Origin of the sequence: Thiomicrorhabdus sediminis (assembly GCF_005885815.1) — a bacterium.
GTDB classification, from domain to species: Bacteria; Pseudomonadota; Gammaproteobacteria; order Thiomicrospirales; family Thiomicrospiraceae; genus Thiomicrorhabdus; species Thiomicrorhabdus sediminis.
On the sequence record NZ_CP040602.1, the window covers coordinates 430759 to 456905 of the forward strand.

Consider the following 26147-nt stretch of genomic DNA (forward strand, 5'->3'; position numbering starts at 1 on the left):
TTACTTCTTGGTCAGGGCTAATTGCTGATCTAGATTAGCATCGGTTTCAAATTGACTGACACTGTCAGACAAATTGTCGACCTCGCCAACCATCATGGTCGCCGAATCCTTGGCCTGATTGGCAATCTGCACGTTTTGCTGGATCGATTCGTCCATGGCTGAAACTTCTTGGTTCAAAGTATTGATACCATTTGCCTGTTCAAGGTTTAGGCTCGCCATTTCACTGATCATTTCACTGACACTGTTAATGCCTTGGTTGATTTCTTGCAGTTGTTCTCCAGAGCGTTCAACGAGTTGGGTGCCGGATTCGACCGCATCAACGGTATCGTCAATCAAGGCGCGAATTTCCTTGGCGGCATCGGCAGATTTTTGTGCCAATGAGCGTACTTCACCGGCAACTACGGCAAAGCCGCGACCTTGTTCACCGGCACGTGCCGCTTCAACCGCCGCATTAAGTGCCAATAGGTTGGTTTGGAAAGCGATGCTGTCGATCAGGCCGACAATTTCGGCAATCTTATGGCTAGAGCTTTGAATCTCACGCATTGAATCAATGGTGTTGTTCATTACCTCTACCCCGGTTTGTGCTTGATGACGCGCTTGATCGGACAGTTTATTGGCCTCTACCGCACTGTCCGCGGCCTGCTTCACCTCATGGGTAATCTGTTCCATGCGTTGCGCGGTATGTTGCAGTTCGGTGGCATGGTGGCTCAGGCTTTCAGAAAGGCTGTTGCTGTCTGTTGAGATGCTTTGCGAGGCTTGCTGCAATTTAGCATTCATTTGGGTGACGTCGTTAATCAATGCGTTCAGGTTGCTAAAGGCGCTGTTGAGACCTTGTTTAATGGTGTTAAGTTCACCTTTATATTGTTTATCAATTAGCTGATTTAGCTTACCGGAAGCCATGCGTTCCGAAGCCTTGTTAATTTCATTAAAAGCCGCTTGCACCTCATCCAGGGCGTGATTGACATTTTTTTTGAGTTCATCCAATTGCCCGGCTGCCGGGACATCAATGCGCTGGCTAAAGTTACCTTCGGCAAGCCCGGTCATGACATCCATTAAGGTCGAAATAATGCTCTCGGTTTGCGACATGGCGTTATCAACTTTGGTTTTCAGATCGCCTTTGACCTTATCGCTCATGCGTACCGAGAAATCACCCTGATGAATACCTTCCATTAAGGTGTTCAAGCTTTGCATGGTAAAGGTAACGCTCTCGGAACTGTCATTGACCGAGCGCTTGAGTTGATCCAGATCTCCTTTGAATTCCCCCTGAACGCGCTGGTCAAAACGACCGTGGGCGATAGCATCCATGACCTGGTTGATTTCCTTAAAGGCGACTTCGATATTGTTAAGTAAAGTGTTGGTCGCTTGCGCAGAAGAATGCTCTTTAAATTGTTCTACACGTTGTGAGAAATCACCGTTGTTGGAGACGGCATTAATGGTCGCTTGCACGCGGTAGGCCACATCGGCGTCATATTTCATTAGTCGGCTATAGTAGATAAGCACGGCCGATTCGATAACCACGAACAATGCATGCAAGAAGGTGATTGACCAACTGCAATCATAGTTGTAAAGCATGATCGGTACGCCGGCAATCGCCACTTCATTAAGTTGTAGGTAAGTCAGAACAATGTGATGGAGTGCGCCTACCGCTGCTGCAGAAACCACTACCAGCCAGTCTTTATAAAGCAGTGTGAATGCCAAAGCGACAAAAATATGGAAGTGCATCTCGATTCGCCCCATCTGGGTTTGAATCAGTGTTGCCGAGAACAGCATTAAAAATACGCCGGATAAGATACCGAACCAGCGTGTGCCTCTTAAGCTGAAGTAGCTGGCTATGACCAGTGTGCCGATAATCGCACTCATCGTCATGGCGAAACCCCAGGTATCAAATCCGATCGGCGCTAGGAAGGCGGTAAACGGTAGGTGACCCAGTAAAATGAATAGCATTTTCTTATCAGCAGTAAGCAAGTGGGGCATTCGGAACATAATTGTCTCTCTTAAGTTGTTGTCTGGTTACAGAGCTTGTGCTGCGGTTTGTTTATTTTCTAATTTTTCAAGATCTGCCAGAATCTGGTCATAACGTACAAATTGGTTCTGGTAGATCAGCTTAATCTGCCCTTGCGGGTTGATTAGGTAAATCTTGCCGGGGTGATTGATTCGGTAATCGGCTCTGCTAGTGCCTAGTTTATCAGCATAAAAGTAGTTTTTGTATTGCGCGGTAAGGTTCTGTAATTGTCTCTTATTATCAGTGTAGAGCGCATAAAAGTTTTTACCGAGGTTATCGAAGTAGTTTGTGAGCATCTCAACAGTGTCGCGATCGGGGTCGAGGGTGATAAACAGAAAATCCATTTGCTTTGATGTGTTTTGTCTGTCGACATTGAAAAGCGTGCCTACTTGGTTATGGCAGACGCCATCACAATTGATATAGCCAAAATAGATAAAGGTGTATTTACCCTGATGCTGAGACAAACTATGCGCTTGATTGTGGGTGTCTTTCAGACTGAAATCCGGGGCTGGAATCAAAACTTTTTTTCCGTGGTATTCGCCAGTGCTGAAATGGTATAGAGCCATCGGCCCCAGAAGAAAGAGTGCCAGACTAATGCTGAGAAAAAATGCGAATAGCATAAATTCTCGAGTGCGGCGGCTCGCTTTTCGTCCAATGGCTATCTTGGCAATGCTATAAGGCTGTATGTTGTGTGTCTCTGATTTGTGTATAAAACTACTCCATGCAGAGGGCGTTCTCTGCTACTTTACATCGGACAATGATGGCGAAATTGGGACTAGACTTGCTTTTATTTAGCCCGACTCATATTTAGTTTTTGACCAGTTTTTTAAGAACAGTGTAACGCTCTAGAGGATTGAATCAATAGGTAAAAATAGGCAAAAAACCGCCGTATATCAAAGGGGTTTGGTAGTTGTACTTATTGTTTCAGGACTTAAAGTTGCCAATTGATGGGCGGTTTGCCGTGTTGAATTAGGTAATGGTTGGCTTGTGAGAAAGGGCGGCTACCGAAAAAGCCTCTATAGGCTGAAAGCGGGGAAGGGTGAGGGCTTTTAATCACCAAATGTTTGTTTGTATCGATCGCGGCGCCTTTTTTCTGAGCATAGGCTCCCCAGAGAATAAACACCACATGCTCGCATTGCTGGTTGATCAGCTCGATAATCTTATCGGTAAACCTTTCCCAACCCAGTCCTTGATGAGCATTTGCCTTGCCGGCCTCAACCGTTAATACCGCATTTAGCAGCAATACCCCTTGGTCTGCCCAAGGTTGCAGATAGCCGCTATGAGAGTTATCAATGCCAAGGTCTTCAAGTAGTTCTTTATTGATATTCAAAAGCGATTTAGGCAAGGGTGAGACATCCGGCATCACCGAGAAGCACAGGCCGTGTGGGTGGCCGATGGTCGGATACGGGTCTTGACCGAGAATAACGACCTTGACCTGTTGCAACGGGGTGCTGTTCAATGCATTAAGCCAGAGGTTGCCTTGTGGCAGTATGGTTTTACCGGCCTGTTTTTCATTGCTTAAATGTTGTTTGAGTTGTTGCATATAAGGCTCATCAAATTCTGCTTGCAGGTATTTGAGCCAGCTTGGATCGAGTTGGATATTGTTGTTTGTCATCAATTTAGATCATCAGTATAAGAATCAGGGAGACAGACGCTCGATATCCCAGTGTTGATGTTCATCGATAAAGTAGATAAAACGGTCATGTAGGCGATTGGCACGACCTTGCCAGAATTCGAACTGGCTTGGAACCAGACGGTAACCACCCCAGTGCTCCGGACATGGGATATCGGTAAGCTGATACTCTTCCCCCTTAAGGGCAAAGTTCTGTTCTAAGGTTTTACGCCCTGCCACTACTTGGCTTTGATTGGATGAGGCGGCAGCGATTTGGCTGTCGCGAGGACGTGAATGAAAATAATCTTCGGATTGCTGGCGCGAAACTTTTTCCAAACGGCCTTCAATACGGATTTGTCGATCCATTTGCGGCCAGAAGAACAATAACGCAGCAAGCGGGTTATGCGAAATCTCAACACCTTTGTGGCTATCGTAGTGGCTATAGAAAACATAGCCGGTTTCATCAATTTCTTTCAGCAGTACAATTCGACTGTGCGGTTGGCCTTGGCTGTCAACGGTCGCAACCGACATCGCGGTGGGATCCATAATATGGGCACGCATGGCCTCATCCATCCAGGCATTGAATTGCTCAAAGGGATTGCCGTGCAGTGAGTCACGAGTCAGCTCGGTGTATTCGTACTCACGTCGCTCTTGATGGTAGTCTCGATTTGGCATAATAATATGGTATGATTTTTTTCAAGATATCGTCTTTATACCCATTTTAGCACGAGGCATTCTCTAGGTGAGTGAAAACTACAACGCATCCGAAATTGAAGTTCTAACAGGGTTAGATCCAGTTCGTAAACGCCCCGGTATGTATACAGATACTACCCGTCCCAATCACTTAGCACAAGAGGTAATTGACAACAGTGTCGATGAGGCGCTTGCCGGTTTTGCTAATGAAATCAAAGTGATTCACTATGCCGATGGCTCCATGAGCATTGAAGATAATGGCCGAGGTATGCCGGTGGATATCCATCCGGAAGAAGGCGTGCCTGGGGTTGAGGTCATTATGACCCGACTGCATGCCGGCGGGAAGTTCTCCAATAAAGCCTATAATTTCTCCGGTGGTTTGCATGGTGTGGGGATTTCGGTGGTGAATGCCTTATCCAGCAAGGTGGAGATCGAGATCAAACGTGATGCCAAACGTTATTCAATCAGTTTTGCCAATGGCGAGCTGGCCGAGCCTTTGAGTGAGATTGGCAAGGTCGGCAAAAAAAATACCGGTACTTTGGTGCGTTTTTGGCCGGATGCAAAATTCTTCGATACAGCGAAATATGCCATCAATAAGCTTACCCATCTGCTTCGAGCCAAAGCGGTCTTAAGCCCGGGGCTTAAAATCACTTTTATCGATGAATTGAGCAATCAGACCACAGAATGGCTCTACGAGAACGGTCTGAAAGATTATCTAAACGATGCGTTGGACGGCCTGGAACGTTTGCCATTGGAAGGTTTTATCGGTGAAGCACATAATGAAAACGAAGGTGTTGACTGGGCGATTGCTTGGTTGGCGGAACCGTCGGAATCCTTAATGGAAAGTTATGTCAATCTTATCCCTACGCCGCAAGGGGGGACTCATGTCAATGGTTTGCGCTCCGGGGCGACCGATGCCATTCGTGAGTTTTGTGAATTCCGTAACTTGATTCCGCGCGGGGTGAAAATCACCCCGGAAGATGCTTGGATGAATGTCGCCTTTGTATTGTCAGCCAAGGTGCGTGAACCGCAGTTTGCCGGACAGACCAAAGAGCGCCTCTCTTCACGTGAGTGTGTGCCGTTTATTTCCGGAGTGGTTAAGGATGCGTTGAGTTTATGGCTGAACCAGCATACCGAGGTGGCCGAAAAAATCGCGGAGATGGTGATTCAGAATGCCTCCAATCGCAGTAAAAAAGCCAAAAAGGTGACGCGTAAGAAAATCACCTCAGGGCCGGCATTGCCAGGTAAATTGGCGGATTGTACCGAGAGTGATTTGACACGCACCGAGTTGTTTCTGGTTGAAGGGGATTCTGCCGGCGGTTCGGCAAAACAGGCGCGTGACAGAAACTATCAAGCGATTATGCCGTTGCGCGGTAAGATCCTAAACACTTGGGAAGTGGAATCCGGCCAGGTTTTGGCGTCTCAGGAGATTCATGATATTTCCGTTGCGATCGGCGTCGATCCCGGATCGGAAGATCTTTCAGGGCTGCGCTACGGTAAGATTTGTATTCTGGCCGATGCGGATTCCGATGGCCTGCATATCGCCACCTTGATTTGTGCATTGTTTGTGCGTCATTTCCCGCAGTTGGTTGCCGCCGGGCATATTTATGTCGCCATGCCACCTTTATATCGCGTGGATGTCGGTAAACAGGTGTTTTATGCCTTGGATGAAGCCGAACGCCAAGGTGTGTTGGATAGAATCGAAGCGGAAAAAATGAGCGGTAAGGTTTCGGTTACCCGATTCAAGGGGTTGGGGGAGATGAACCCGGGTCAATTGCGTGAAACCACTATGTTGCCGGAAACTCGTCGCCTGGTTCAATTAAGTATGGAAGAACAGGTCGATGAGGTGATGGATATGTTGTTGGCGAAAAAACGTTCCAGTGACCGCAAAGTATGGTTGGAAGACAAGGGCGATTTAGCAGAAGTCTAATTTTCGCAAAGCAGATTTCTAAAAAAATGCCTAATCTATTATTTGATTTGGGGCTATGCTAGCAGAGCTAGAAAAAGCGAGGCTTTAGGACTGTGAGGTTCATTCAAGGAGAATAATATGAAAACCCGATTTGCTCTATTTGCGAAAGTATTTGCCGGTTTGGCATTATGCACGGCTTTGGTTAATTCGGCCTATGCGGCAGAGGTCAAAGAAATTAAGCAAACTCATCAAGGCATGCAATTGAACGCCAATCTTCTGCTGGCCGATGGGGGCGGATTTGATGACAAAATGGTTCTGTTGACTCATGGAACCCTTACCCACAAAGAACGTTCAACCTATGCGCAACTGCAAAAAAATCTTGCTGCTCAGGGTGTCAGTTCATTGGCAATCAATTTGTCTTTGGGCTTGAACGACCGCCATGGTGAATACGACTGTAATGTTGCGCATACCCACAAACATACTGATGCACTTCAGGAGATCGGTTTCTGGTTGGATTGGCTGAAATCGCAAGGTGCGACAGCGGTAACCTTGATGGGCCATTCACGTGGCGGTAATCAGACGGCATGGTTTGCCACAGAGCATGACAGTGATATCATCAAAAATGTGGTTCTGGTAGCTCCAGCAACGGGTGAGCAACAGTCCCCTGCCGAGTATGAAGAAAAATACGGCAAGTCTCTAGCAAGCGTGATGGCTAAGGCTAAAAAGATGGTTGCTGCCGGTAAGGGCAATGAGATGATGGCAGATACCGACTTCATCTACTGTAAAAAAGCCAAAGTCGCCGCGGCTTCATTTGTCGATTATTACGAGGTTAAGCCGCAATTTGATACGCCGACCTTATTGAAAGACATTAATAAACCAACACTGGTTGTTATGGGGAGTGCGGATACCGTGGTAGCGGATTTACCGGAAAAAATTCAACCTTTAGCCGACGCAGGTAAAGTGGAAACCCTAATGTTGGAAGACGCAGACCATTTCTTTTTGGACTTTGCCAATGAAGACTTAGCGGCAGCGGTTGCTGAGTTTATGTAAGCTTATCTGTTTTACCCATAAAAAAACCCGCCATGGCGGGTTTTTTTATGTCTGTTTATCTCACTCAAAGCATCAGGGGGTTGGCAGAGCCATGGTTGATGTATTTTGATTATGTAGCTCATCATTCAGGTCATCGATGGTGCTGAGAATTTGCTCAGACACTTCCAGCGCCTGATTTCTTAAAGTACGGGCTTGGTCGTAATCATCGATGCGGCAAGACTCGATTGCTTGACCGATTTCTGCATGGAATTCGGCGTGAAGCTGTTCAAGTCTTTGCATATTGGAGAGGTGCATATATTGTTGGCCGTCGCCATAAATCCAAATTCCTAACGGGCAGACTTTTGGGTTGCTTGCTTCATCAAAATTAAAACTGCATTCTTGGCCGGTAATCAGTAAATCCAGCTCTGTTAGCCAAGCCTTGTGTTTCATTTTGGCATCGGCAAAATCGATGTTCAATTTACGGTTATTAGTGGCAGAGGTGAGTTTAAAGCGTGAAATGAACTCAGCCTGGTTTTCCGATTCATGGTTCATGTTTCCGGCTGTGGCCGAGAGTTCTTCAACCAGTGCGGCATTTTGTTGGGTGACCTGATCAAGGTTGCGAATTGCGACATTAACTTCGCGCACCCCTCGAACCTGCTCCTCTTCTGTCTGCGTGACTTGTTCGACAAGTTTCTCAACTTCCTTAATGCTGCCGACCATTTCTTCAAAGACTTGGTTGGTCTGTTCGACAAGGCTGGTTCCATTGTCGATTTGTTGGATGGTGGAGTTGATTAATTGGGTAATATCTTTTGCCGCTTCTGCAGATTTTTGTGCCAAGTTACGAACTTCACCGGCAACTACTGCGAACCCTCTACCGTGTTCACCGGCACGAGCCGCTTCAACCGCTGCGTTCAGTGCCAGTAAGTTGGTTTGGAAAGCGATACTGTCGATGACGCTGGTGATTTCACCAATCTTATGACTCAATTCGGCAATGCCCGACATGGCATTGAGCGTGTCGGACATGACTTTAATACCTTCCTCTGCTTGACTTACACTTGTATGCGCTATTTTATTGGCGCTATTGGTGCTTTCTGAAGAAGCTTCCAAAGTTGCGGTCAATTCTTCCATGCTGGCCGCAGTCTGTTCCAGTGATGCGGCTTGTTCTTGGGTGCGCTGTGACAAGTCTTCACTGGCGATAGCCACTTCTTTGGCCATATTGCCAATTTCAATAGCTCCAGTATTGACCTGGTTTAGGGTTAAATTGATATTTGCCAAAGCGTTATTGGTAGCGCTCTGCATGGCCCTTAGTTCACCTTGGTATTGGCCTTCCAGTTTTGAAGTCAGATCGCCGGCTGCCATGTTCGATAAAATTCGGTTCAAGTTATTGGTGACCTGTGTGAAGGTATCCAGTAAAGTGTTAATCGATTCGGATATCTGACGTTCAAAACCATGCAATTTCGAAACGTCTATACGAGAAGACATGTTACCTTTGGAAGCTTCTTCAATCAGGTTTTCGATATTACGTTCAATGGCAAGTTGTTCGGTCATGTTTTTCCATTCGGCAACGGTTCCGATACGTTTTCCCTGATCGTCAAAGATTGGATCGATAATCAAATCAATGGTCAGTGTCCCTACCTCGATACGAGCGTTATAGGTGTCTTTGAGTTCTTCTAAAATTTTGGCTTGATGTTCCGGGTGAGCATGGAAAACATCGATTTTCTGGCGCATTAGGTTATCGCTATCGAAGTTCGGCAAGCTCTTCTGTAGTTCTGTTTCAATGCCTTTAAGCATGGCAATAACCGAATCGTTCTAAAGATAATGCTACGGAATCTATCGGCCACCATAACATTCGATGAGGCTGATTTCAGAGCGCTTTCGATGCGTTTTGAATGTGATAAGGCAGCTTTGACATCATCGATATCTGCGCCGAGTTTAATCTGCATGGACTTTAAACGACCATTGGTTTTCGCGATGGTGTTTTCTCCGCGCGTGTCGATTTGATTGGTAAAACGACCACTGGAAATCGAGGTAATTGTTTCGGCCATTTTATTAAGCTGTTTTTTCGACAGGAATGAGGTGAAAATCAATAGCGCAACCAATGTGACTTCCAGAATTTCAATTGCCAGTAACGGTATGATCTCGGTAAAGCCGGTGATAATTTCAGGTGTGAATTCAAGCACTAATAGCAGAGTTGCCAGAGTTGTAATGATGGTGGATTGGTCGAATTTTAGCAGAGGGTTGAATCGGTCTTTGGCATAGACCGGTATCCCTTCCTTTAGCGTCAGTTTACCCGCGGAAATTTGCTTGTATGCCTGCTCGGCGGCGGCAATTTGTTCACGTGAAGCGGCGGTTCTTACCGACATGTAGCCAACCATTTCTCCTTTTTCAAAAATCGGTGTGGCGTTGGCCTCTACCCAGTAGTGATCGCCGTTTTTTCGGCGGTTCTTTACGATTTGTGACCAGGGTTTGCCATTTTGAATGGTCTGCCAGAAATCCTGGAAGACAGCGGCGGGTACATCGGGGTGACGCAGGATATTATGAGGTTGGCCAACCAAGTCTTTCCAGTCATAACCACTGGCTTCGATAAAGGCTTCATTTGCTTCGGTGATATTTCCATGTAGGTCTGTTCTGGAAACGATAGTGATATCTGATGATAGAGTATACTCTTTTTGCGTAACGGCCCCGTTATCTCTCATAGTTATATTCTCATTTTCATTATTAATATTGTGGAAACGTAGCCTTACCAGTTTAGTTTAATCAAAGGTTAGTTTAATTAGGTTAATTACGTATTTACTATTAATATTTGTAATGGGTTAAGTAATTTGATAGGTGATTGGTTGGCTATATTATGCGTGTGTGAAAGAGGGGGTGAGGTTTGATAAATAAGCAATATTTGCTAGATAACTGAGGTTACATTTTTTGTTTGTGTTCGTTCATGTCTAATAAACGCTGTTTATAATCGAGAAAATCGGTGATGAATTCATATTGTTCTAAATCAAGATTGATGAATTCCAGTTTAAGATAAATTCCTTCAGAGGAGTTATGTCTGTGAATGACCGTAGCCATCACTTTCAAGGTACGAAACTCCTGCTTGGCTGGAATTTCAAATACCAATTCCAGCTCGGTGCCTTCACGTGCTCCCATCGGGCTCAATACCCCGGCATGATGACTGGATAAGTCGGCTAGTATCACCTCTGTGGAAGCGTTTTGCCCGATAAGGGTGGCTTTTCGACTGGTTTGATATTTGTTTTTAGCCATTAATGTTAAGCCTGTTAAGTAGCGTGCCGCTGGTGAAAGTTGAAGTATTCATTAATGATCAGAGTGTCATGAGTACTTGGTTTGTAGAATTCAAAACCAACCAAGTACTGGTTTTTCACTTTGGTTTGATGTTTGATCGCCCCGCCCAGTTTCAAAGGCGATGATGAATCATAACCGGGAATAGTGAATTCCAAAGATGCGTTTTCATTCATTAGAATTTCTTCATCGCTTAAAAGGTCCGCACCGTTTAAAGAAATATTGAGCATATATAAGCTATGGTGTTGTTTCTTGAGACACAGTGTCGCCGTGGTCTTTAGATCAATGCGCAACTGCCCGCGTTTTTCATCGAAACTGATTTCCATAAACTTTCCATTTTTAATTTTTATTCTACACCTAAATGGTAGTTATGGGTAAGGCTGCGAAGCAGATCATTGTTTGTTAAAGGCTTATGACGAGCAACTCAATGCCATGCCTTTTTGATGATATTTAGGCGGTTTGATGTAAGTTTCCCAGCACGGTTGAAAGGATTCATCTAAAACAGGGGTTTGCAAAGCTGTCATCCATTTCGTTAAGGGGGCGAAATCCTGTTTTTCGGCCGCTTCGATAATTTCCTGTGCAATATAGTTGCGCAGGATCAGATGCGGGTTGTTTGCCGTCAGTTGGGCAAAGCGTTGTGGGGACTGTTGAGCGATGCGATTGCGAAATCGATCAAGCCAGTGATGCCACTGTGCGGACAATGATGAATCTGTCAGTGGCAATAGATCGAGGAAGCGGTTTTCCTGTTCGCTATCAAAGAAGGTTAACTGGCTAAAGAAATAATGAAAATCCAAGTTGGATTTATCCATTAATAATAGCGTATCGGCAATTAATTGGCGATCTTCCGCATCCGGGTTGTGCAAGCCGAACTTTTCTGCCATATTTTGCAGGTATTGTTCGTTAAAGGTGTTGATAAACAACTCCAAAGCATCGTCGATTTCCGCCTGCCCCACCATGTCGCTAAAGGCAAAGCATAGAACCTGGCAGTTCCATAAGCCGATATTAGGCTGTTGACTGAAAGCGTAGCGGCCTTCCGTATCGGAGTGATTGCAAATATTGTGAACCTTGCAGTCATCTAAAAAAGCATAGGGACCAAAATCGAAGGTCTCACCGGCAACCGACATGTTATCGGTGTTCATGACGCCGTGACAAAAGCCGACTTTCTGCCAGCCGGCAATCATAATCGCGGTATTTTCAACAATGCGTTTTAACAAGGCGCTGTAGCGCTCAGTTTCACCTATGTCCTGTAGGTCCGGGTAAACTTGGTTGATGACATAATCGGCAAGTTGTTTTTGCTCAGCGAGAGTGCCTTTTTGTTTAAGCCATTCAAAGTGACCGAAGCGAATATGGGTTTTAGCAACGCGGATATAGCTGGCTCGTGGTTCAAGCTGTTCTCGTTGCACAGGTTCCGGGCTGCTACAAAGGCTGAGGCAGCGAGTAGTGGGAACGCCTAAATAATGCAAGGCTTCACCAATCAAGTATTCCCTGACCCCTGAGCGCAATACGGCGCGGCCATCACCGCGTCTTGAATAAGGGGTTTGTCCCGAGCCTTTAAGGTGCAGGTCCCATAGTTGCGATTGCTTGTCTGCTACCTGGCCTAGCAATACCCCGCGGCCGTCTCCCAAATCGGGGTTGTAATAGCCGAATTGATGGCCTGTGTATTTTTGCGCCAGCGGTCGCAGGTTATCCGGAAACTGATGACCCGATGTCATTTGCAGTAGGCGCTCATCATCGATCTGGATGCCCAATTCATTCATTAGTTTCTGGTTGCTATGAATCAGTTGCGCCGATTGCAAGGGTTCAGTGCTGATTAAACAGTAAAAATGTTTGGGCAGTTCGCTATAGGTTTGGGTAAATCGGGTTGAAGACATAATATAGCCGGTAATCTTTAATTTATTCTTGGATAACGACTATTTTAATGGATAGCCGCAATAAGATTATGACAACACGAAAAACCTGTGAATGGAATAAAGAAAAGCAACTTTATACCCTTATTGAAAAGAAGTTGGCTGTAGAGTGTCAACCGCAGAAAATAATGTGTTAAATTAACGGTATGAGCAGGTGTTTTATTCATCAGGTGCAGTTCCTTGCGGTTTGTGAGATAAAAGTGATAAAGGATGTGTGAAGTGACAAGCCTTCAAGTTGAAAATATCAAGTGCGGCGGTTGTGCGGGTAATATCAAACAATCCTTGTCGAAACTTGATGGAATTGAAAGTGTTGCTGTCGATATCGAGGCAGGACAAGTGTCTTGTGAATTTTCCGCCGATGCCGACCAGGTCGCCGTTTTGGCTCAGGTGAAGGATAAACTACTTGCCATGGGATATCCGGAACAGGGTTCTGTAGAAGGGTTGGCATCGGTTGGTGCAAAAGCCAAGTCGTATGTTTCGTGCGCCATCGGAAAGATGGCTAGCGACGATAAGCAATAAAGTCGTTATTGTGCTAGGGCATTAGCATTGCCCAGTTTGTAAATTAGAATTGAGATCGGTCGTTTAAGTCTGGGAGAGAATGGGTGAATCAGCATACAATCAATTATGAAGGAATCGAACAAAGAAGCGTTGCTGAGTTTACTGAAAAAGCCTATTTGGATTATGCGATGTACGTCATCCTTGATCGTGCCTTGCCGCATATTGGAGACGGTCTTAAACCGGTACAGCGCCGCATTATCTATGCGATGTCCGAACTTGGCTTGAAAGCCAGTGCCAAATACAAAAAATCCGCACGTACCGTCGGGGACGTATTAGGTAAATTTCATCCGCATGGTGACAGTGCTTGTTATGAAGCCATGGTGTTGATGGCGCAAGATTTCTCGTTCCGCTACCCCTTGGTAGACGGGCAAGGTAACTGGGGGTCGATGGATGACCCGAAATCCTTTGCCGCGATGCGTTACACCGAAGCCAAGCTTTCAAAATTCAGCCAATTATTGCTTGAAGAAATCGGCCAGGGAACGGTTGATTGGACACCAAACTTTGACGGTTCTTTGGATGAACCGCTTGTGTTACCGGCACGTGTGCCTCATGTGTTATTGAATGGTACCTCGGGGATTGCCGTAGGTATGGCTACCGATATCCCTCCCCATAATCTTGCCGAACTGGTTAATGCCTGTATCGCACTGTTGGAAAAACCGAGCACTTCAATTGAAGAGTTGATGGCGCATCTACCTGCACCGGATTATCCGAATAGTGCGCAGATCATTACCCCGAGAAGCGAATTGCTCAAACTTTATGAAACCGGTCACGGTTCGATTCGTCAGCGTGCGAGCTATGTGGTGGAAGATGGCGTCAATGTCGTTATCGAAGCCTTGCCATATCAGGTAAGCGGTGCCAAGGTTCTTGAGCAGATCGCTTCACAGATGCGCGCCAAAAAATTGCCTATGGTGGTCGATTTGCGTGATGAATCAGACCATGAAAATGCGGTGAGATTTGTGATTGAGATGCGCTCCAAACGAGTCGACATCGATACCGCCATGCTTCACCTGTTCGCGACTACCGATCTGGAAAAAAGTTACCGCGCCAATTTCAATGTCATCGGTTTGAACGGCCGTCCGCAAGTGAAAAACCTGAAGATGATGCTTGCCGAATGGCTGAGCTATCGTTTGCAAACGGTTCGCCGCCGATTGCAGTATCGATTAGACAAGGTCAATGCGCGTTTGCATATTTTGGACGGTATGCTGATCGCTTTTTTGAATATCGATGAAGTTATCGCCATTATCCGTGAAGAAGACAAGCCCAAGCCTGCTTTAATGGAGCGTTTCGGTCTCACCGATATCCAAGCCGAAGCGGTCTTGGAACTGAAATTAAGACATTTGGCGCGTCTCGAAGAGATGAAAATCCGTACCGAGCAGGCCGAGCTTGAAGCCGAGCGTAAGAAGCTTGAATTGACGCTGAGTAGTGAAGCTCGCATGAAGACGTTGGTGAAAAAAGAGTTGCTGGCCGATGCGCAAACATTCGGTGATGAGCGAAAATCACCATTGATCGAAGGGCGTTCGGCGCAGGCGTTAAGCGAGCAGGATCTATTGCCGTCGGAAGCGGTAACGGTCGTGCTGTCAGAAAACGGCTGGATTCGCGCCGCCAAAGGTTTGGATGTGGATGGCGAATCTTTAGGTTATAAATCCGGTGATAAATTCTGCCATCAAGCTTCTGGGCAGAGTCGTCAAATGTCGGTGTTCCTCGATTCCACCGGACGCAGTTATTCGCTGCCGGCGCATAGTTTGCCGTCGGCACGTTCTCATGGCGAACCCTTGACTGGACGCTTGAACCCACCGGCAGGCAGTCGCTTTACTCATGTGTTAATGGGTAATCCGGATGAAAAAGTGATTATGGCTTCAAGTGCCGGTTATGGCTTTATTACCCAGCTGGAAAGTCTCTATGCGAAAAACAAAGCCGGTAAAAGCAGTATTACTTTACCAAAAGGCAGCGAGATTCTGACACCTGCTCTGGTGAAAGCGGGACAGTGGGTCGTGGTGGTGACCAGTGAACCAAGAATGTTGGTATTTGTTGCCGAAGAGTTGCCGGAATTGGCCAAGGGCAAAGGCAATAAATTGATTCAGTTGCCTAAGGGCGATAAGGTGTGTGCGGTATTTGCATTTGATGCCGGGCAAAAACTGTCATTGAATACCGCCAAATATGAAAAGGTATTTGGCCCTACCGCAATTGAAGAGGCATTTGCCAATCGAGCCAAAAAAGGCGTGGTCTTGCCGCGTACTCTAAAAAAGGTCACTCATATTCGTATTGCAGAATAAGCGTGGCCCACACCAGCTGACACTAAAAGTTAAGGAGCTTTGTTTTTGGTATAGCAATTGCTTAAAGGTGTTTGGTTCAGTTTGTGTGCATTTTTTGACAGTAACCTATAAAGTCCTGCCGCAGCTGTAACTCAATATTCTAAAAGCCCGTTGACAGAGCCTTAACGGAATTAAGCACCTAAAGATGAAAAAATTATAGAGTGTAAATGATTGTATGATTGCTAAGCCGATTGCTATTCTTGTGATTACATTAAGCTTCTTTGGCGGCTTTGTGTTAATGGGGGGGAGCCTCTGGTCACTATTCCATCCTTCCGAGCTGGTCGTTATTCTCGGTTTGGCTTTGGGGACTTTTCTCGCCTCGACGCCAATGTATATTTGGGGGCGTTCATTCAAAGCGCTGGGTCGCTATTTTGCCGGTGATCGTGTCACTAAAAAACTTTACCAACAAACCTTGGAGCTGCTTGAAGAACTGGCTCGATTATCTCGGGCGCAAGGGGTTTTGGCGCTGGAAAAGCATATTGTCAGCCCTGAAAATAGCAGTATTTTTGCCAGTTATCCTGCGGTGATGAAGCACAGTGATTTAAAGAAGTTCATTATCGATAACTTCAGTTACCTGTTATTGAATCCACCGCAAAGTCAAAATTTCGAACATCATCTGGAAAACCAGATTTACGATATCACCGACTCGATGAGCGAAGTACCGAAGGCAATCGGCAAGGTCTCCGACTGGCTGCCGGGCTTTGGTATTGTTGCCGCGGTTCTTGGGGTTATCTTGACTATGGAGCTGTTGGGCGGTGAAATGGATGTGGCAAAAATTGGTACGGCAATCGGTGCCGCACTGGTGGGAACCTTGACCGGTGTATTTTTCGCCTTTGCCGTTTTGGCACCATTTGTTCATTCATTGGAGGTCATGATTCGTCAGGATAGAGCGGTATTGGAGATGACGGCATCGTTTTTATCAGCTTACGCTAATGGTGTTTCGCCAAACTTGGCGGTTGAGATCGGGCGCCAGCGAGTGCCTCCAGAATTTGAAGTTCCACGTGAAGCGCCGTAATAGCGGTGCTTTGGGTTGTTAAAGGGTAGATAGTTAGATGTCACGACGTCGAGGCCATGATGAAGGGGGATCCCATGGAGGTTCCTGGAAGATTGCCCTTGCCGATTTGATGACCGTTTTGATGGTTTTCTTTTTGGTAATGTGGCTGACTTCTATCGTCGATCCGAAAGATAGAGAGGCGTTTATCAATAGTGTGATGGGAGAGCCTCCGATGGGAGCGGAGATTCAAGACGACCAATTATTGCCGCCGCAGAAAGAATTGATTCAGCTCGATTTGAAACCGCCTGCTTCAGAAGAGGAGATCAGAAAGACGCTGGATAATGTCAACCCGAAAGATATTACCATCGAAGATACCGAAGACTATACCCGCATTACTCTGCGTTCCGATAGCTTCTTTGAAAGTGGGCGAGCCACCATTAGCGATAAAACCCGCGAGACTTTGGAAAACCTTGGCGAGACCTTGGCGGGGCGCAATCAACCGATCAGTATTACCGGTTATACCGATAATGTGCCGATCAGTAACTTCCAATTTCCATCCAACTGGGAGCTGTCCGCATCGCGCTCAGCAACGGTAGCGCGTACCTTTATCTATATGGGGGTGGCGCAGCAGTTATTAACCATTCAAGGGCGTGCGGATAATAACCCGGTGGCATCCAATGCGACCGGCTACGGGCGTTCTTTAAACCGCCGGGTTATTATTGAGGTGGATAAGCGTCCGGAAAACGCCATTGATCTATTGGATCTTGGTATTCAGTAGTGCTATTAAAAGCCGATGATCAGTCAGGCTTGCCGCACAGTTGACATGAGCTATCGGCTTTCAGGTTGAGGGTGCGAATCATCATGGTGTAACCGTCAATAATCATCAGTTTGCCGTGTAAAACCGGCAAGTTCAATAATGCCTTAATCGCTTCAACCGCTTGCATCGAACCGACCATACCGACCATCGGTGCCAGAACACCGTTCTGAGAGCAGTTTAATACCTGTCCCGAATCTTCCTTATAAAGACATTGATAGCAAGGGCCGTGATCTTTGCGGAAATCATAGGTCGATAGTTGCCCTTCCCAGCGAATGGCTGCGCCGGAAACCAGCGGTTTTTTGCTTTGGTAGCAAGCTCGATTGAGGGCAAAGCGTGAATCGAAATTATCGGTACAGTCGAGGACAACATCTGCTTGGGCGACCAGTGCAGTGATTTCCGTTTCGCTCAGTTGTCTAGCATAGGTATCGATTTGAATATGGCGATTCAGTTCCATCAGGTTTTGTTTCGCTGAGGCCACCTTATCATCACCGACATTGTTTTCTTTATGGACAATTTGGCGTTGTAGGTTGGAATCGTCAACCTGATCAAAATCAACCAATGAGAGTTTGCCGACGCCGGCGGCGGCCAGATAAAGCGCGGCCGGTGATCCCAAACCACCCAAGCCGAATATCACAGCATGCGATTGAGCAAGCTTCAATTGACCATCATAATCAATTTCCGGCATTAATATCTGACGGCTATAACGTGACATTTCGTCATTGTTAAGTTCGCTTTTGACTGTATTTGACTGACTCATATTATTGCCCGTATTGTGCAAGACTGATTCTGGGGTTATCTGCTAGGTCTTTTATTAAGCGGTAATTTTTAAAGCCGTACTGGCTGAAAAGTTGTGCCACCGATTCTGCTTGATTATAACCGTGTTCCAATAATAGCCAAGCGCCGCTTTTCAGATAGTCGCGCGACTGGTTGATAATCCATGCAATATCTTCCAGACCCGATTGGCCGGATGTTAAAGCGCTCAAAGGTTCGAATTGGACGTCGCCCTGTTTCAGGTGTTGATCATTGTCTTCAATATAAGGCGGGTTACTGACAATCATATCGAAGCGCTGCGCTCGCAAGGCGCTGAACCAATCGCTTTGTAAAACTTCTATCGGCAAATCCAGCTGTTTGGCGTTTGTCATAGCAAGCTGTACCGCTTCAGCTTGGAAATCAAGTGCGCTGACCTGGATATCAGGTCGTTCCATTTTGATTGCCAGTGCGATAGCGCCGGTACCGGTACCCATATCAAGAAGTTTGATGGATTCTGCTGAAGGGGTAGGCAATAGTGAGAGAGCCGTTTCCACCAGAATCTCGGTATCGGCACGCGGTATCAAGGTGGACGGGCTGACTTTAAGCGGTAGTCCCCAGAACTCTTTGTAGCCCAATAGATAGGCGATGGGTTGATGTTGCATACGTTGCTGAAGCAGGGCTTCGAATTGCTTCAGCTGGTCAGCTTCAATAAGTTTTTCCGGCCAAGTAAAAATAAAGCTGCGTGGTTTGTCGAGAATGTGGCATAACAGCAGTTCAGCATCGAGTTTGGGCGAGTCATCTACGCCTGCCTGGCTCAGGCGTTGGCTGGCCGAATGCAATAACTCAGCAATAGTGATGTTTGACTCGCTCATGGCTTCAGCGCCTATTAAAGGGATTAATTATTGCTTAATTCGGCAAGCTGTTCCGCTTGGTGTTCCTGAACCAATGGTCCGACAACTTGTTCCAGTGAGCCGTTCATCACTTCATCAAGCTTGTATAAAGTCAGGTTGATACGGTGATCGGTCACACGTCCTTGCGGATAGTTATAGGTGCGGATACGGTCGGAGCGATCCCCGGTTCCGACCAGGCTCTTACGCTCCTGAGCGATCTCATTGGCGTGCACCTGTTCACGCGCATCCATGATTCTTGCCGCCAGCAAAGACATGGCGCGTGCACGGTTCTTATGCTGAGAGCGCTCATCCTGACACTCGACCACGGTACCGGTTGGAATATGGGTGATACGGATCGCCGAGTCGGTTTTGTTTACGTGCTGACCACCGGCGCCTGAGGCACGGAAAGTGTCGACTTTCAAGTCGGCCGGGTTCAATTCAATCTGTTCGACTTCCGGGGCTTCCGCCATAATCACCACGGTTGCCGCAGAAGTATGCACTCGGCCCTGGGTTTCGGTGGCCGGAACTCGCTGGACACGGTGTGCACCGGATTCGAATTTCAATTGGGAATAGGCGCCGTTACCGATAATGCGGGCGATAATCTCTTTATAACCGCCGTGCTCACCTTCGTTTGAGTTGATGACTTCAACCTGCCAACGCATTTTCTCGGCAAAACGGCTATACATCTTGAATAGATCGCCGGCAAAAATCGCAGCTTCGTCACCACCGGTTCCGGCACGGATCTCCAAAAAGATGTTGGCATCATCCTTAGGGTCTTTCGGCAGCAGCATCTTTTGCAGATCCATTTCGTATTCTTCAAGTTGAGAATTCAGTTCAGGCAGTTCCTCTTGAGCCATCTCCTTTAGCTCAGGATCGCCGGACGCGAGCATCTCTTTGGCTTCATTGATGTCGTCAAGCGTGCTGGTATAGGCGCTGAAAGTTTCCACCACCGGAGTCAGCTGGGCGTGCTCTTTGGTCAGGGCGGTGAATTTCTTTTGGTCGGACATAATGTCCGGATCGGAAATCAAAGCATTGACTTCATCTAAGCGGTCTATCAAATGTTCTAGTTTTGTACGGATTGAATCTTTCACGGTGTTTCTCGAATTTCGATTGATATAGGGTGTTAGCGGCTATCGATTAGGATGCGATTAAGCTAGCTAAGACTCGGCGGCAGGGCCGTTTTCAGAATGATGTTCACTGCGTTTTTCGTGCATTTCATCGCAAATAAGCAGGGTTTTTGCCGCATCGATAAGGGCTTGATCGCCCTGTAGGCCGGCATGGTTAAGCTGTTTGCTTGGCGCATGAATCAAGCGGTTGGTCAGTTGATTGGCTAGGCGTTTGATGATTTCTTCGCCATCAACACCTTGTTCAAGCTGGTGTAGCGCGTGCTCCAGTGCGTGTTGTTTGATATCCATCGCTTGTTGGCGATACTGCTGAATCAGAGGTTTGCTCTGTTGTTCGGCCTGTTGCTGAGCCAAAAAGTGTTCGGCTTGCATATTGATGATTTTTTCAGCTTCCAGCGCGGCATTTTGTCGAGACTGTTTGTTGCTGGCGATAATCTCTTGCAGGTCATCAACCGTATAGAGGTAAACATTGTCCAGATCACCGACAGTGGCTTCAATATCTCGTGGTACGGCGATATCGACCATAAACATCGGACTATTTTTACGCTGTTTAATCGCGGCTTCGACACTGGTTTTATTCAAAATGGCGTGAGGGCTACCGGTAGAGCCGATGACAATGTCCGCTTCATGCAGGTGCTTGTCGATTTCATTTAATTGGATGCCGTAACCGGAAACTTCTTCAGCCAATTTATGGGCGCGCTCAAAAGTACGGTTGGCGATAATGATATTGCCGATATGACTTTCTTTTAAATGGCGCGCCACCAGCTCAATGGTTTCTCCGGCGCCTAAAAGCAGGGCGGTCTGTTCGGACAGGTCGCCAAAAAACTGTTTGGCTAATGACACAGCGGAAAACGCCACCGAAATCGGGCTGTTGCCGATAGCAGTATCGGTACGCACTTGTTTAACGGTTTTAAAGATATGCTGAAACAGCGGTTCCATTACATGATGGATGCTGGTGTTTTTGTGCGCCAGATTATAGGCGTCTTTGATTTGTCCGAAAATCTGTGGTTCACCAAGTACCAGCGAGTTCAAACCGCTGGCAACACGCATAATGTGTTTGACCGCATCAAGGTCCTGATGGCTATATAAGAACGGCAGCAGACTATTGTCTTGCAGCTCAAAAAACTGATGTAGCCAGTTTTGCAGCTGCTGCTGGCACTGTTCTTCCTTGAGTACGCAATAGAGCTCGGTACGGTTACAGGTAGACAGGATGACGCATTCCGAAACCAGTGCTTGGGATTTCAGCTGTTCAATCGCTTTATGGGCATCATCGGCCGAAAATGAAACGGTTTCACGGATATTTACCGGAGCGGTTTCATGATTGACACCAAGCGTACAGAGTTTCATAAATGGGTGTTTACCGTTGTTCTGACTACAAGTGAAATTGATGGAGTTTTCCACAATTAAAGAGGCGTAATTTTGCTAAAAAAAAGCTGAAATTGCAAGTTTTGCCGCCTTGATAGGATGACAATAAAATGAATTGGCGGATTATCGGCTTATCAATCGCCGTCTATTTAATCTCAGTGTGGGCAATCTATGGCGTCATATCTACTGGAAAGCGCTGAGTTGAAATTTAAGCTAAGTGCATTAGCAAATATGAGTTTCTGGCAAAAGCGGGGCAAAATGTCCTAGAATGGCAGTAATTTAAAAATAAATACTAAACGGCCTCTGTTTAGTAATTTAAGCGGTTACAGGTTAAGCATGAAGCTAAAAAGTTCACGTCTTACGGATGGTTCAGCGTGTGCAGCCATCGAGTGTTCAAAGATGAAACAGGCGGAGAAAATGAATACAGCTAGATTTAGAGGGGTGCCTTTTGCTGTGTTGACGGTGTTGTTGGGCGTGAGTCTGAACGGTTGTGTCTCCACCGCCGATAAGGTGCAGAACCAAACGGTCGAGCCAGCCGTTAGCTTCAAATATCCCGCCTATGGTGCCGAGTTTCATGAACGTGCTGCTGCACAACAGTCCGCTTTGGATGCGACCACCATGTTCGAGATCTTAGCGGCCGAAATGCTGGTGCAAAAGCAGCAGTATCAACAAGCCTATGAATTGATTTATCCTTTGGCCAAAGCAAAGTCTGATGCCGGTTTAGCCAAGCGAGCCTTTGAAGTGTCGATGGCGACCTATGACGAAAACAGTATTAAGCAAGCGGCACAGCTCTGGAAAACAGTCGCACCTGAAGAGCCCAAGGCGTGGCGTGCAGCATTTCAGATGTCGCTGCGCGACGGTTTGATCGAACAGGCTTTGCAGGAATGGCATGAATACCACAAACTGTCTGAAAACCGTCTTCAAGAAAGCTTGATGATTGCCGCCAACAAGGTGTCAGGCAGTGTGCCGGAAGCCGCCGGGCTTGCATTTTTTCAGCGATTGGTTGCCCAGTATCCAAAACAATGGGCGGCGCATTTCTCTTTAGCCATGGTGGCCAGTACCTATCAGCAGGTTGGGGTCGGTTTGCAGGCGTTGGATAAGGCACAGCAATTGATGCCAGAAGCCGAGCGCCAAGAATCGGAATCGATTGTTTATAATTTGATGTCGAAGTTTTATCTATTAAGCGATGATCCGCAAACCGGCATTAAAAAACTGACCGCCTATCTAAAAGACAACCCTGCAAATCTGCTGATTCAAGAACGTTTGGCGCGATTACAGGTGCGAGCCGGCCTTTATGATGAAGCTAAAAAGCGCTATCAGTCGATTATTGAGATTGAACCGCAGGCTTGGACATCGCGTCTGTCGCTGGCCTTGATCGAGCTTGAACAGGATGACTACATAGCGGCGGAACAGAATCTACTGTTTTTATTGCATAACCAGGCTTATAAAGCCGTTGCCTATTATTATTTAGGTATTTTGTATCAGCAGAAAAAAGATTATCTGCAAGCCAAGCAAAGTTTTTCCCAGGTAGATGCAGCCGGTTATTACATTGATGCCCAGCTGCATTTGGCTGAAATCGCCTTTGCCGAAGACCGTGCCGAGGATGCCTATACTATCTTGAATGCGATTGAGCTCGATAGCGATGATGACAAGGTGAAAATCTTGCGTGCCAAAGCTATCTTTAAAAAGGCGCAGGGGCACAATTTTGAAGCTTTGGAATTTTATGAGCAGGCCTTGGCAATAACGCCAGACAATATTGATATGCTTAAAGCCAAATCATTATTGCTCTATAACACTCAGCAGTTTGAACAATACGAAACCACTTTATTGCAGATTATCGAATTGGATAATCGTGATAGTGATGTACTCAATGCCTTGGGTTATTACTATGTGGAAAACCGAATTCATTTACCTAAAGCTAAGCAGCTGTTAGAGAGCGCTTTAGCGATTGCCCCGCAGAGTTTTTATATATTGGATAGCTTGGGTTGGTATTACTATCAGGTGACCGACTATGGCAATGCCATCCTGTATCTAAAAAAAGCCTTTCAGCTAGCTAAGGATGACGAGGTGTTTTTGCATCTGGTCCATGCCTATTGGTATAGTGGTCAGGTAAATCAAGCGAAGTCGCTGTGGAAAAAGTATCACCAGCAATTTTCCGAAAATCAGCGAGTTCAGAATATAATCAATGAGTTGGAAACAACTGGAAAACCCTAGCGTTTAAAAAACGTATTTTTTTTGAAAAAGTTTGCCATTTCGGCTTGAACTTCTAAAAAATAAGTGGATAATACGCACCTGTCTTTAACGACAGCGATATTAGTACAGGGCTGTAGCCAAGCGGTAAGGCATCTGGTTTTGATCCAGTGTACCGCAGGTTCGAATCCTGCCAGCCCTGCCAATATCCTTTTCCGAATTCCCAAGTCATTTTTTCCTCGAACAGGAGCGCCTTAAATGGCTAACAAAAATGTCATGATTTTTGCGGGTAACGCAAATGTCAGTCTTGCAGAAAAAATCTCCCAATATTTAGATATCCCACTAGGTAAAGCCGATGTAGGCCGTTTCAGCGATGGTGAAATCATGGTTGAGATTAAAGAATCTGTTCGTGGGCAAGATGTCTATGTTCTACAACCGACCTGTACGCCGGAGCCAGCCGTTAACCTAATGGAAATGTTGGTTATGATCGATGCGCTTAAACGTGCTTCGGCCGCGCGAATCACAGCCGTCATCCCTTATTATGGTTTTGCTCGCCAAGATCGTCGTCCCTATTCAGCGCGTGTACCGATTACAGCCCGTCTATCTGCCGATATGATTACCGCAGCGGGTGCTAATCGTGTCGTCACCGTGGACTTGCACTCTGACCAGATTCAAGGTTTCTTCGATATTCCGGTAGATAATATCTACGGTTCGCCTTTATTGGTTGAAGATATGCAGAAGAACTACAATCTTGATAATGTCACCATCGTTTCGCCTGATATGGGTGGTGTGGTACGTGCCCGTGCGGTTGCGAAAGCGATCGATGCGGACATGGCGATTATCGATAAGCGACGTCCAAAAGCGAATGTTGCTCAGGTAATGAATATTATCGGTGACATCGAAGGGCGCGACTGCATTATCATCGATGATATGGTTGATACAGCCGGTACTTTATGTAAAGCCGCTCAAGCGCTACTTGATCGTGGCGCGAAAAGCGTTTCAGCTTATGTTGTCCACGCGGTACTTTCCGGTCCGGCGGTAGAAAACATCAGTAACTCTGCTCTTAAAGAGTTGGTAGTGACTGACTCGATTCCGGAAAGCAAAGACGCTAAGGCGTGCGCGAAAATCCGCCGTGTTAGCATTGCCGAGATGCTGGGTGAAACCATTCGCCGCGTCAACTTGGAAGAGTCGGTAACGGCCTTGATGAAGCACTAAGTCCAGAGCGGATTTAGAATGCAGCGAAAAGCACTCGTCATGAGTGCTTTTTTGTTTTTAGATTATCGTTTTTACTGCAAAAAAGACTGGTAAATTATTGAGTTTTCAATATAATACCCGCTTTCCTTGCGTTTGGTCGCGAACGTAAGATGTTTAAAACATTTGGTCGAGTGCCGTAAGGGCGCGTGTTAAATCAACAGACCATATTCATTTGGAGAAAAACAATGAGCCAGAATTGGACAGCAGAAATCCGTAATGACGAAGGGAAAGGTGCGAGCCGCCGCCTTCGTAAAGCGGGACGTGTACCAGCGATTATCTATGGTGCAGACAAGGATGCAGTTTCTGTATCTTTCGCAGAGAGCTTCATCAAAAAAGCATTTGCCAACAAAGACAACTACAACACAGTTCTAACTGTTGATGTAAACGGTGGTGAGTCTGAGTCATGTCTGGTTAAAGACATTCAGCGTCACCCGGCAACTGGTGAAGTTGCTCACATCGATTTACAGCGCGCTGGTACTTCTGCGGTTGTTAAGAAAGTTCCTCTTAACTTCCAAGGTAAGGAAGTCGCTCCTGGTGTTAAGATCGGTGGTCTTATGTCTTTCCTACAGGCAACTGTGGAAGTTAAGTGTCTACCTGCTAACCTACCTACTAAGATCGACGTTGATGTTTCTAAAATGGAAGCAGGTTCAAGTCTACGTCTATCTGAGTTAACTATGCCTGAAGGTGTTATCTTAACAGCGCTTTCACACGGTAATACTGACTACGATCAGTCGGTTGTTAACATCGGTAAGCCTAAGCGTAAAGGTTAATAGTTTGTCGAAGTAATTCGCAAATTATTACTGTTACACCAAGAGAGCCGGCGTTTATGTCATCTGTTCAGTTAATTGTTGGTCTGGGAAATCCAGGTGATAAGTACGAGCAGACCCGACATAACGCCGGTTTTTGGTTTGTGGACGAAGTTGCTAGACAATATGGTGTAGAGTTTCGTCCAGAAATCAAATTTCATGGTCAGGTTGCTCGCGTACAAAGTAATGGTTTGGACTTTTGGTTATTGAAGCCAGTCACATTTATGAATCGCAGCGGTCAATCTATCAAGGCCTTGGCCAGTTTCTATAAAATTCCGGTCGAATCGATTCTTATCGCTCATGATGAACTCGATTTGCCACCGGGAACCGCCAAATTGAAAGTGGGTGGTGGTCACGGTGGTCACAATGGATTACGTGATTCGATTTCTCATCTCGGTAAAAATTTCATGCGCTTACGTTTAGGTGTTGGTCATCCGGGGCATAAAGACCTTGTGGTCGACTATGTGCTCAAGGCCGCCTCGAAACCGGATCGCCAACTGATTGACGATGCTGCTTATGCCGCCAGCAAAGTCGTACCGGAACTGGTTAAGGGAGATACCGAAAAAGCCATGCAAGTTCTGCATACCAAAGCGTAGCGCTAAAGCTAAAATCAAACTCATCTTGCCTATTAGGAGACTCAA

23 protein-coding genes and 1 tRNA gene are annotated in these 26147 nt (G+C 46.4%); 11 read left to right on the plus strand and 13 right to left on the minus strand.

What is annotated here, in order from left to right; all coding sequences use genetic code 11:
• The 4 genes from FE785_RS01950 to pdxH form a co-directional block, all read right to left on the minus strand.
• Positions 1 to 1983, minus strand: coding sequence for a methyl-accepting chemotaxis protein (locus tag FE785_RS01950; protein ID WP_138563885.1), 1983 nt, complete (start codon positions 1981 to 1983; stop codon positions 1 to 3).
• 27 nt (positions 1984 to 2010) lie between these two features.
• Positions 2011 to 2622 carry an SCO family protein gene (locus tag FE785_RS01955; protein ID WP_138563887.1) on the minus strand — a complete coding sequence of 204 codons (612 nt, stop codon included), beginning with the start codon at positions 2620 to 2622 and terminating at the stop codon, positions 2011 to 2013.
• Between the two features lie 311 nt (positions 2623 to 2933).
• On the minus strand, positions 2934 to 3617 hold the full coding sequence (gene ung / locus FE785_RS01960) for a uracil-DNA glycosylase (RefSeq protein WP_138563889.1): 684 nt from the start codon (positions 3615 to 3617) through the stop codon (positions 2934 to 2936).
• A gap of 24 nt (positions 3618 to 3641) precedes the next feature.
• Complete coding sequence (pdxH, locus tag FE785_RS01965) at positions 3642 to 4289, minus strand: pyridoxamine 5'-phosphate oxidase (protein WP_138563892.1); 648 nt, start codon at positions 4287 to 4289, stop codon at positions 3642 to 3644.
• 67 nt (positions 4290 to 4356) lie between these two features.
• Between pdxH and parE the strand changes: the two genes are divergently transcribed.
• Both parE and FE785_RS01975 read left to right on the plus strand, forming a co-directional pair.
• Positions 4357 to 6237: a DNA topoisomerase IV subunit B gene (gene parE, locus FE785_RS01970; RefSeq protein WP_138563894.1), complete on the plus strand. Its 1881-nt coding sequence runs from the start codon at positions 4357 to 4359 to the stop codon at positions 6235 to 6237.
• Between the two features lie 117 nt (positions 6238 to 6354).
• Complete coding sequence (locus FE785_RS01975) at positions 6355 to 7266, plus strand: alpha/beta hydrolase (RefSeq protein WP_138563896.1); 912 nt, start codon at positions 6355 to 6357, stop codon at positions 7264 to 7266.
• 72 nt (positions 7267 to 7338) lie between these two features.
• On the opposite strand, the gene FE785_RS01980 is transcribed toward FE785_RS01975, so the two are convergent.
• From FE785_RS01980 to FE785_RS02000, 5 genes are all read right to left on the minus strand, one after another.
• The gene (locus FE785_RS01980; protein ID WP_138563898.1) at positions 7339 to 9036 is read right to left on the minus strand and encodes a methyl-accepting chemotaxis protein; all 1698 of its coding nucleotides are present in this window, start codon (positions 9034 to 9036) and stop codon (positions 7339 to 7341) included.
• Entirely contained in the window at positions 8973 to 9941 is a 969-nt protein-coding gene (locus tag FE785_RS01985; protein ID WP_138563900.1) for a methyl-accepting chemotaxis protein, read from the minus strand. The genes FE785_RS01980 and FE785_RS01985 overlap by 64 nt, the downstream gene beginning before the upstream one ends.
• 214 nt (positions 9942 to 10155) lie before the next feature.
• Positions 10156 to 10503, minus strand: a complete 348-nt coding sequence (locus FE785_RS01990; protein WP_138563902.1) for a PilZ domain-containing protein — start codon at positions 10501 to 10503, stop codon at positions 10156 to 10158.
• A 14-nt stretch (positions 10504 to 10517) separates the two neighbouring features.
• On the minus strand, positions 10518 to 10865 hold the full coding sequence (locus tag FE785_RS01995) for a PilZ domain-containing protein (RefSeq protein WP_138563904.1): 348 nt from the start codon (positions 10863 to 10865) through the stop codon (positions 10518 to 10520).
• 84 nt (positions 10866 to 10949) lie between these two features.
• Positions 10950 to 12410 carry a protein adenylyltransferase SelO gene (locus FE785_RS02000; protein ID WP_138563906.1) on the minus strand — a complete coding sequence of 487 codons (1461 nt, stop codon included), beginning with the start codon at positions 12408 to 12410 and terminating at the stop codon, positions 10950 to 10952.
• A 255-nt stretch (positions 12411 to 12665) separates the two neighbouring features.
• Here FE785_RS02000 and FE785_RS02005 point away from each other — a divergent pair, with 255 nt between their 5' ends.
• From FE785_RS02005 to FE785_RS02020, 4 genes are all read left to right on the plus strand, one after another.
• A complete protein-coding gene (locus FE785_RS02005) occupies positions 12666 to 12965 on the plus strand; it encodes a heavy-metal-associated domain-containing protein (RefSeq protein WP_238696311.1) in 300 nt (99 codons plus the stop codon).
• An 83-nt stretch (positions 12966 to 13048) separates the two neighbouring features.
• Positions 13049 to 15277 (plus strand): DNA topoisomerase IV subunit A, encoded by a 2229-nt coding sequence (gene parC, locus FE785_RS02010; RefSeq protein ID WP_138563910.1) that lies wholly within the window; start codon positions 13049 to 13051, stop codon positions 15275 to 15277.
• 214 nt (positions 15278 to 15491) lie between these two features.
• Positions 15492 to 16331: a motility-associated protein gene (locus tag FE785_RS02015; RefSeq protein WP_138563912.1), complete on the plus strand. Its 840-nt coding sequence runs from the start codon at positions 15492 to 15494 to the stop codon at positions 16329 to 16331.
• Between the two features lie 37 nt (positions 16332 to 16368).
• Positions 16369 to 17088 carry an OmpA/MotB family protein gene (locus FE785_RS02020; protein WP_138563914.1) on the plus strand — a complete coding sequence of 240 codons (720 nt, stop codon included), beginning with the start codon at positions 16369 to 16371 and terminating at the stop codon, positions 17086 to 17088.
• 19 nt (positions 17089 to 17107) lie between these two features.
• On the opposite strand, the gene FE785_RS02025 is transcribed toward FE785_RS02020, so the two are convergent.
• The 4 genes from FE785_RS02025 to hemA all read right to left on the minus strand — a co-directional run bounded on the left by FE785_RS02025 (position 17108) and on the right by hemA (position 21238).
• Positions 17108 to 17884, minus strand: coding sequence for a HesA/MoeB/ThiF family protein (locus FE785_RS02025; protein ID WP_138563916.1), 777 nt, complete (start codon positions 17882 to 17884; stop codon positions 17108 to 17110).
• A 1-nt stretch (position 17885) separates the two neighbouring features.
• Positions 17886 to 18749, minus strand: coding sequence for a peptide chain release factor N(5)-glutamine methyltransferase (gene prmC, locus FE785_RS02030; protein ID WP_138563918.1), 864 nt, complete (start codon positions 18747 to 18749; stop codon positions 17886 to 17888).
• A gap of 23 nt (positions 18750 to 18772) precedes the next feature.
• Positions 18773 to 19858, minus strand: coding sequence for a peptide chain release factor 1 (gene prfA, locus FE785_RS02035; protein WP_138563920.1), 1086 nt, complete (start codon positions 19856 to 19858; stop codon positions 18773 to 18775).
• 66 nt (positions 19859 to 19924) lie between these two features.
• The gene (hemA, locus tag FE785_RS02040) at positions 19925 to 21238 is read right to left on the minus strand and encodes a glutamyl-tRNA reductase (protein ID WP_138563922.1); all 1314 of its coding nucleotides are present in this window, start codon (positions 21236 to 21238) and stop codon (positions 19925 to 19927) included.
• A gap of 435 nt (positions 21239 to 21673) precedes the next feature.
• Between hemA and FE785_RS02045 the strand changes: the two genes are divergently transcribed.
• The 5 genes from FE785_RS02045 (at position 21674) to pth (ending at position 26102) form a co-directional block, all read left to right on the plus strand.
• Positions 21674 to 23470 carry a tetratricopeptide repeat protein gene (locus FE785_RS02045; protein ID WP_138563924.1) on the plus strand — a complete coding sequence of 599 codons (1797 nt, stop codon included), beginning with the start codon at positions 21674 to 21676 and terminating at the stop codon, positions 23468 to 23470.
• A 106-nt stretch (positions 23471 to 23576) separates the two neighbouring features.
• Positions 23577 to 23651 (plus strand) — tRNA-Gln (locus FE785_RS02050).
• 53 nt (positions 23652 to 23704) lie between these two features.
• Positions 23705 to 24661: a ribose-phosphate pyrophosphokinase gene (locus FE785_RS02055; protein ID WP_138563926.1), complete on the plus strand. Its 957-nt coding sequence runs from the start codon at positions 23705 to 23707 to the stop codon at positions 24659 to 24661.
• A gap of 224 nt (positions 24662 to 24885) precedes the next feature.
• On the plus strand, positions 24886 to 25470 hold the full coding sequence (locus tag FE785_RS02060; RefSeq protein WP_138563928.1) for a 50S ribosomal protein L25: 585 nt from the start codon (positions 24886 to 24888) through the stop codon (positions 25468 to 25470).
• A gap of 56 nt (positions 25471 to 25526) precedes the next feature.
• Positions 25527 to 26102 (plus strand): aminoacyl-tRNA hydrolase, encoded by a 576-nt coding sequence (gene pth, locus FE785_RS02065; protein ID WP_138563930.1) that lies wholly within the window; start codon positions 25527 to 25529, stop codon positions 26100 to 26102.
• Positions 26103 to 26147 lie beyond the last annotated feature (45 nt).

Excerpts from the sequence above, each read along its gene's own strand:
- FE785_RS01950 (WP_138563885.1), bottom strand. The coding sequence starts at position 1,983 with ATGTTCCGAATGCCCCACTTGCTTACTGCTGATAAGAAAATGCTATTC.
- FE785_RS01955 (WP_138563887.1), bottom strand. The coding sequence starts at position 2,622 with ATGCTATTCGCATTTTTTCTCAGCATTAGTCTGGCACTCTTTCTTCTG.
- ung (WP_138563889.1), bottom strand. The coding sequence starts at position 3,617 with ATGACAAACAACAATATCCAACTCGATCCAAGCTGGCTCAAATACCTG.
- pdxH (WP_138563892.1), bottom strand. The coding sequence starts at position 4,289 with ATGCCAAATCGAGACTACCATCAAGAGCGACGTGAGTACGAATACACC.
- FE785_RS01975 (WP_138563896.1), top strand. The coding sequence starts at position 6,355 with ATGAAAACCCGATTTGCTCTATTTGCGAAAGTATTTGCCGGTTTGGCA.
- FE785_RS01980 (WP_138563898.1), bottom strand. The coding sequence starts at position 9,036 with ATGCTTAAAGGCATTGAAACAGAACTACAGAAGAGCTTGCCGAACTTC.
- FE785_RS01985 (WP_138563900.1), bottom strand. The coding sequence starts at position 9,941 with ATGAGAGATAACGGGGCCGTTACGCAAAAAGAGTATACTCTATCATCA.
- FE785_RS01990 (WP_138563902.1), bottom strand. The coding sequence starts at position 10,503 with ATGGCTAAAAACAAATATCAAACCAGTCGAAAAGCCACCCTTATCGGG.
- FE785_RS01995 (WP_138563904.1), bottom strand. The coding sequence starts at position 10,865 with ATGGAAATCAGTTTCGATGAAAAACGCGGGCAGTTGCGCATTGATCTA.
- FE785_RS02000 (WP_138563906.1), bottom strand. The coding sequence starts at position 12,410 with ATGTCTTCAACCCGATTTACCCAAACCTATAGCGAACTGCCCAAACAT.
- FE785_RS02015 (WP_138563912.1), top strand. The coding sequence starts at position 15,492 with ATGATTGCTAAGCCGATTGCTATTCTTGTGATTACATTAAGCTTCTTT.
- FE785_RS02020 (WP_138563914.1), top strand. The coding sequence starts at position 16,369 with ATGTCACGACGTCGAGGCCATGATGAAGGGGGATCCCATGGAGGTTCC.
- FE785_RS02025 (WP_138563916.1), bottom strand. The coding sequence starts at position 17,884 with ATGAGTCAGTCAAATACAGTCAAAAGCGAACTTAACAATGACGAAATG.
- prmC (WP_138563918.1), bottom strand. The coding sequence starts at position 18,749 with ATGAGCGAGTCAAACATCACTATTGCTGAGTTATTGCATTCGGCCAGC.
- hemA (WP_138563922.1), bottom strand. The coding sequence starts at position 21,238 with ATGAAACTCTGTACGCTTGGTGTCAATCATGAAACCGCTCCGGTAAAT.
- FE785_RS02045 (WP_138563924.1), top strand. The coding sequence starts at position 21,674 with ATGAATACAGCTAGATTTAGAGGGGTGCCTTTTGCTGTGTTGACGGTG.
- FE785_RS02055 (WP_138563926.1), top strand. The coding sequence starts at position 23,705 with ATGGCTAACAAAAATGTCATGATTTTTGCGGGTAACGCAAATGTCAGT.
- FE785_RS02060 (WP_138563928.1), top strand. The coding sequence starts at position 24,886 with ATGAGCCAGAATTGGACAGCAGAAATCCGTAATGACGAAGGGAAAGGT.
- pth (WP_138563930.1), top strand. The coding sequence starts at position 25,527 with ATGTCATCTGTTCAGTTAATTGTTGGTCTGGGAAATCCAGGTGATAAG.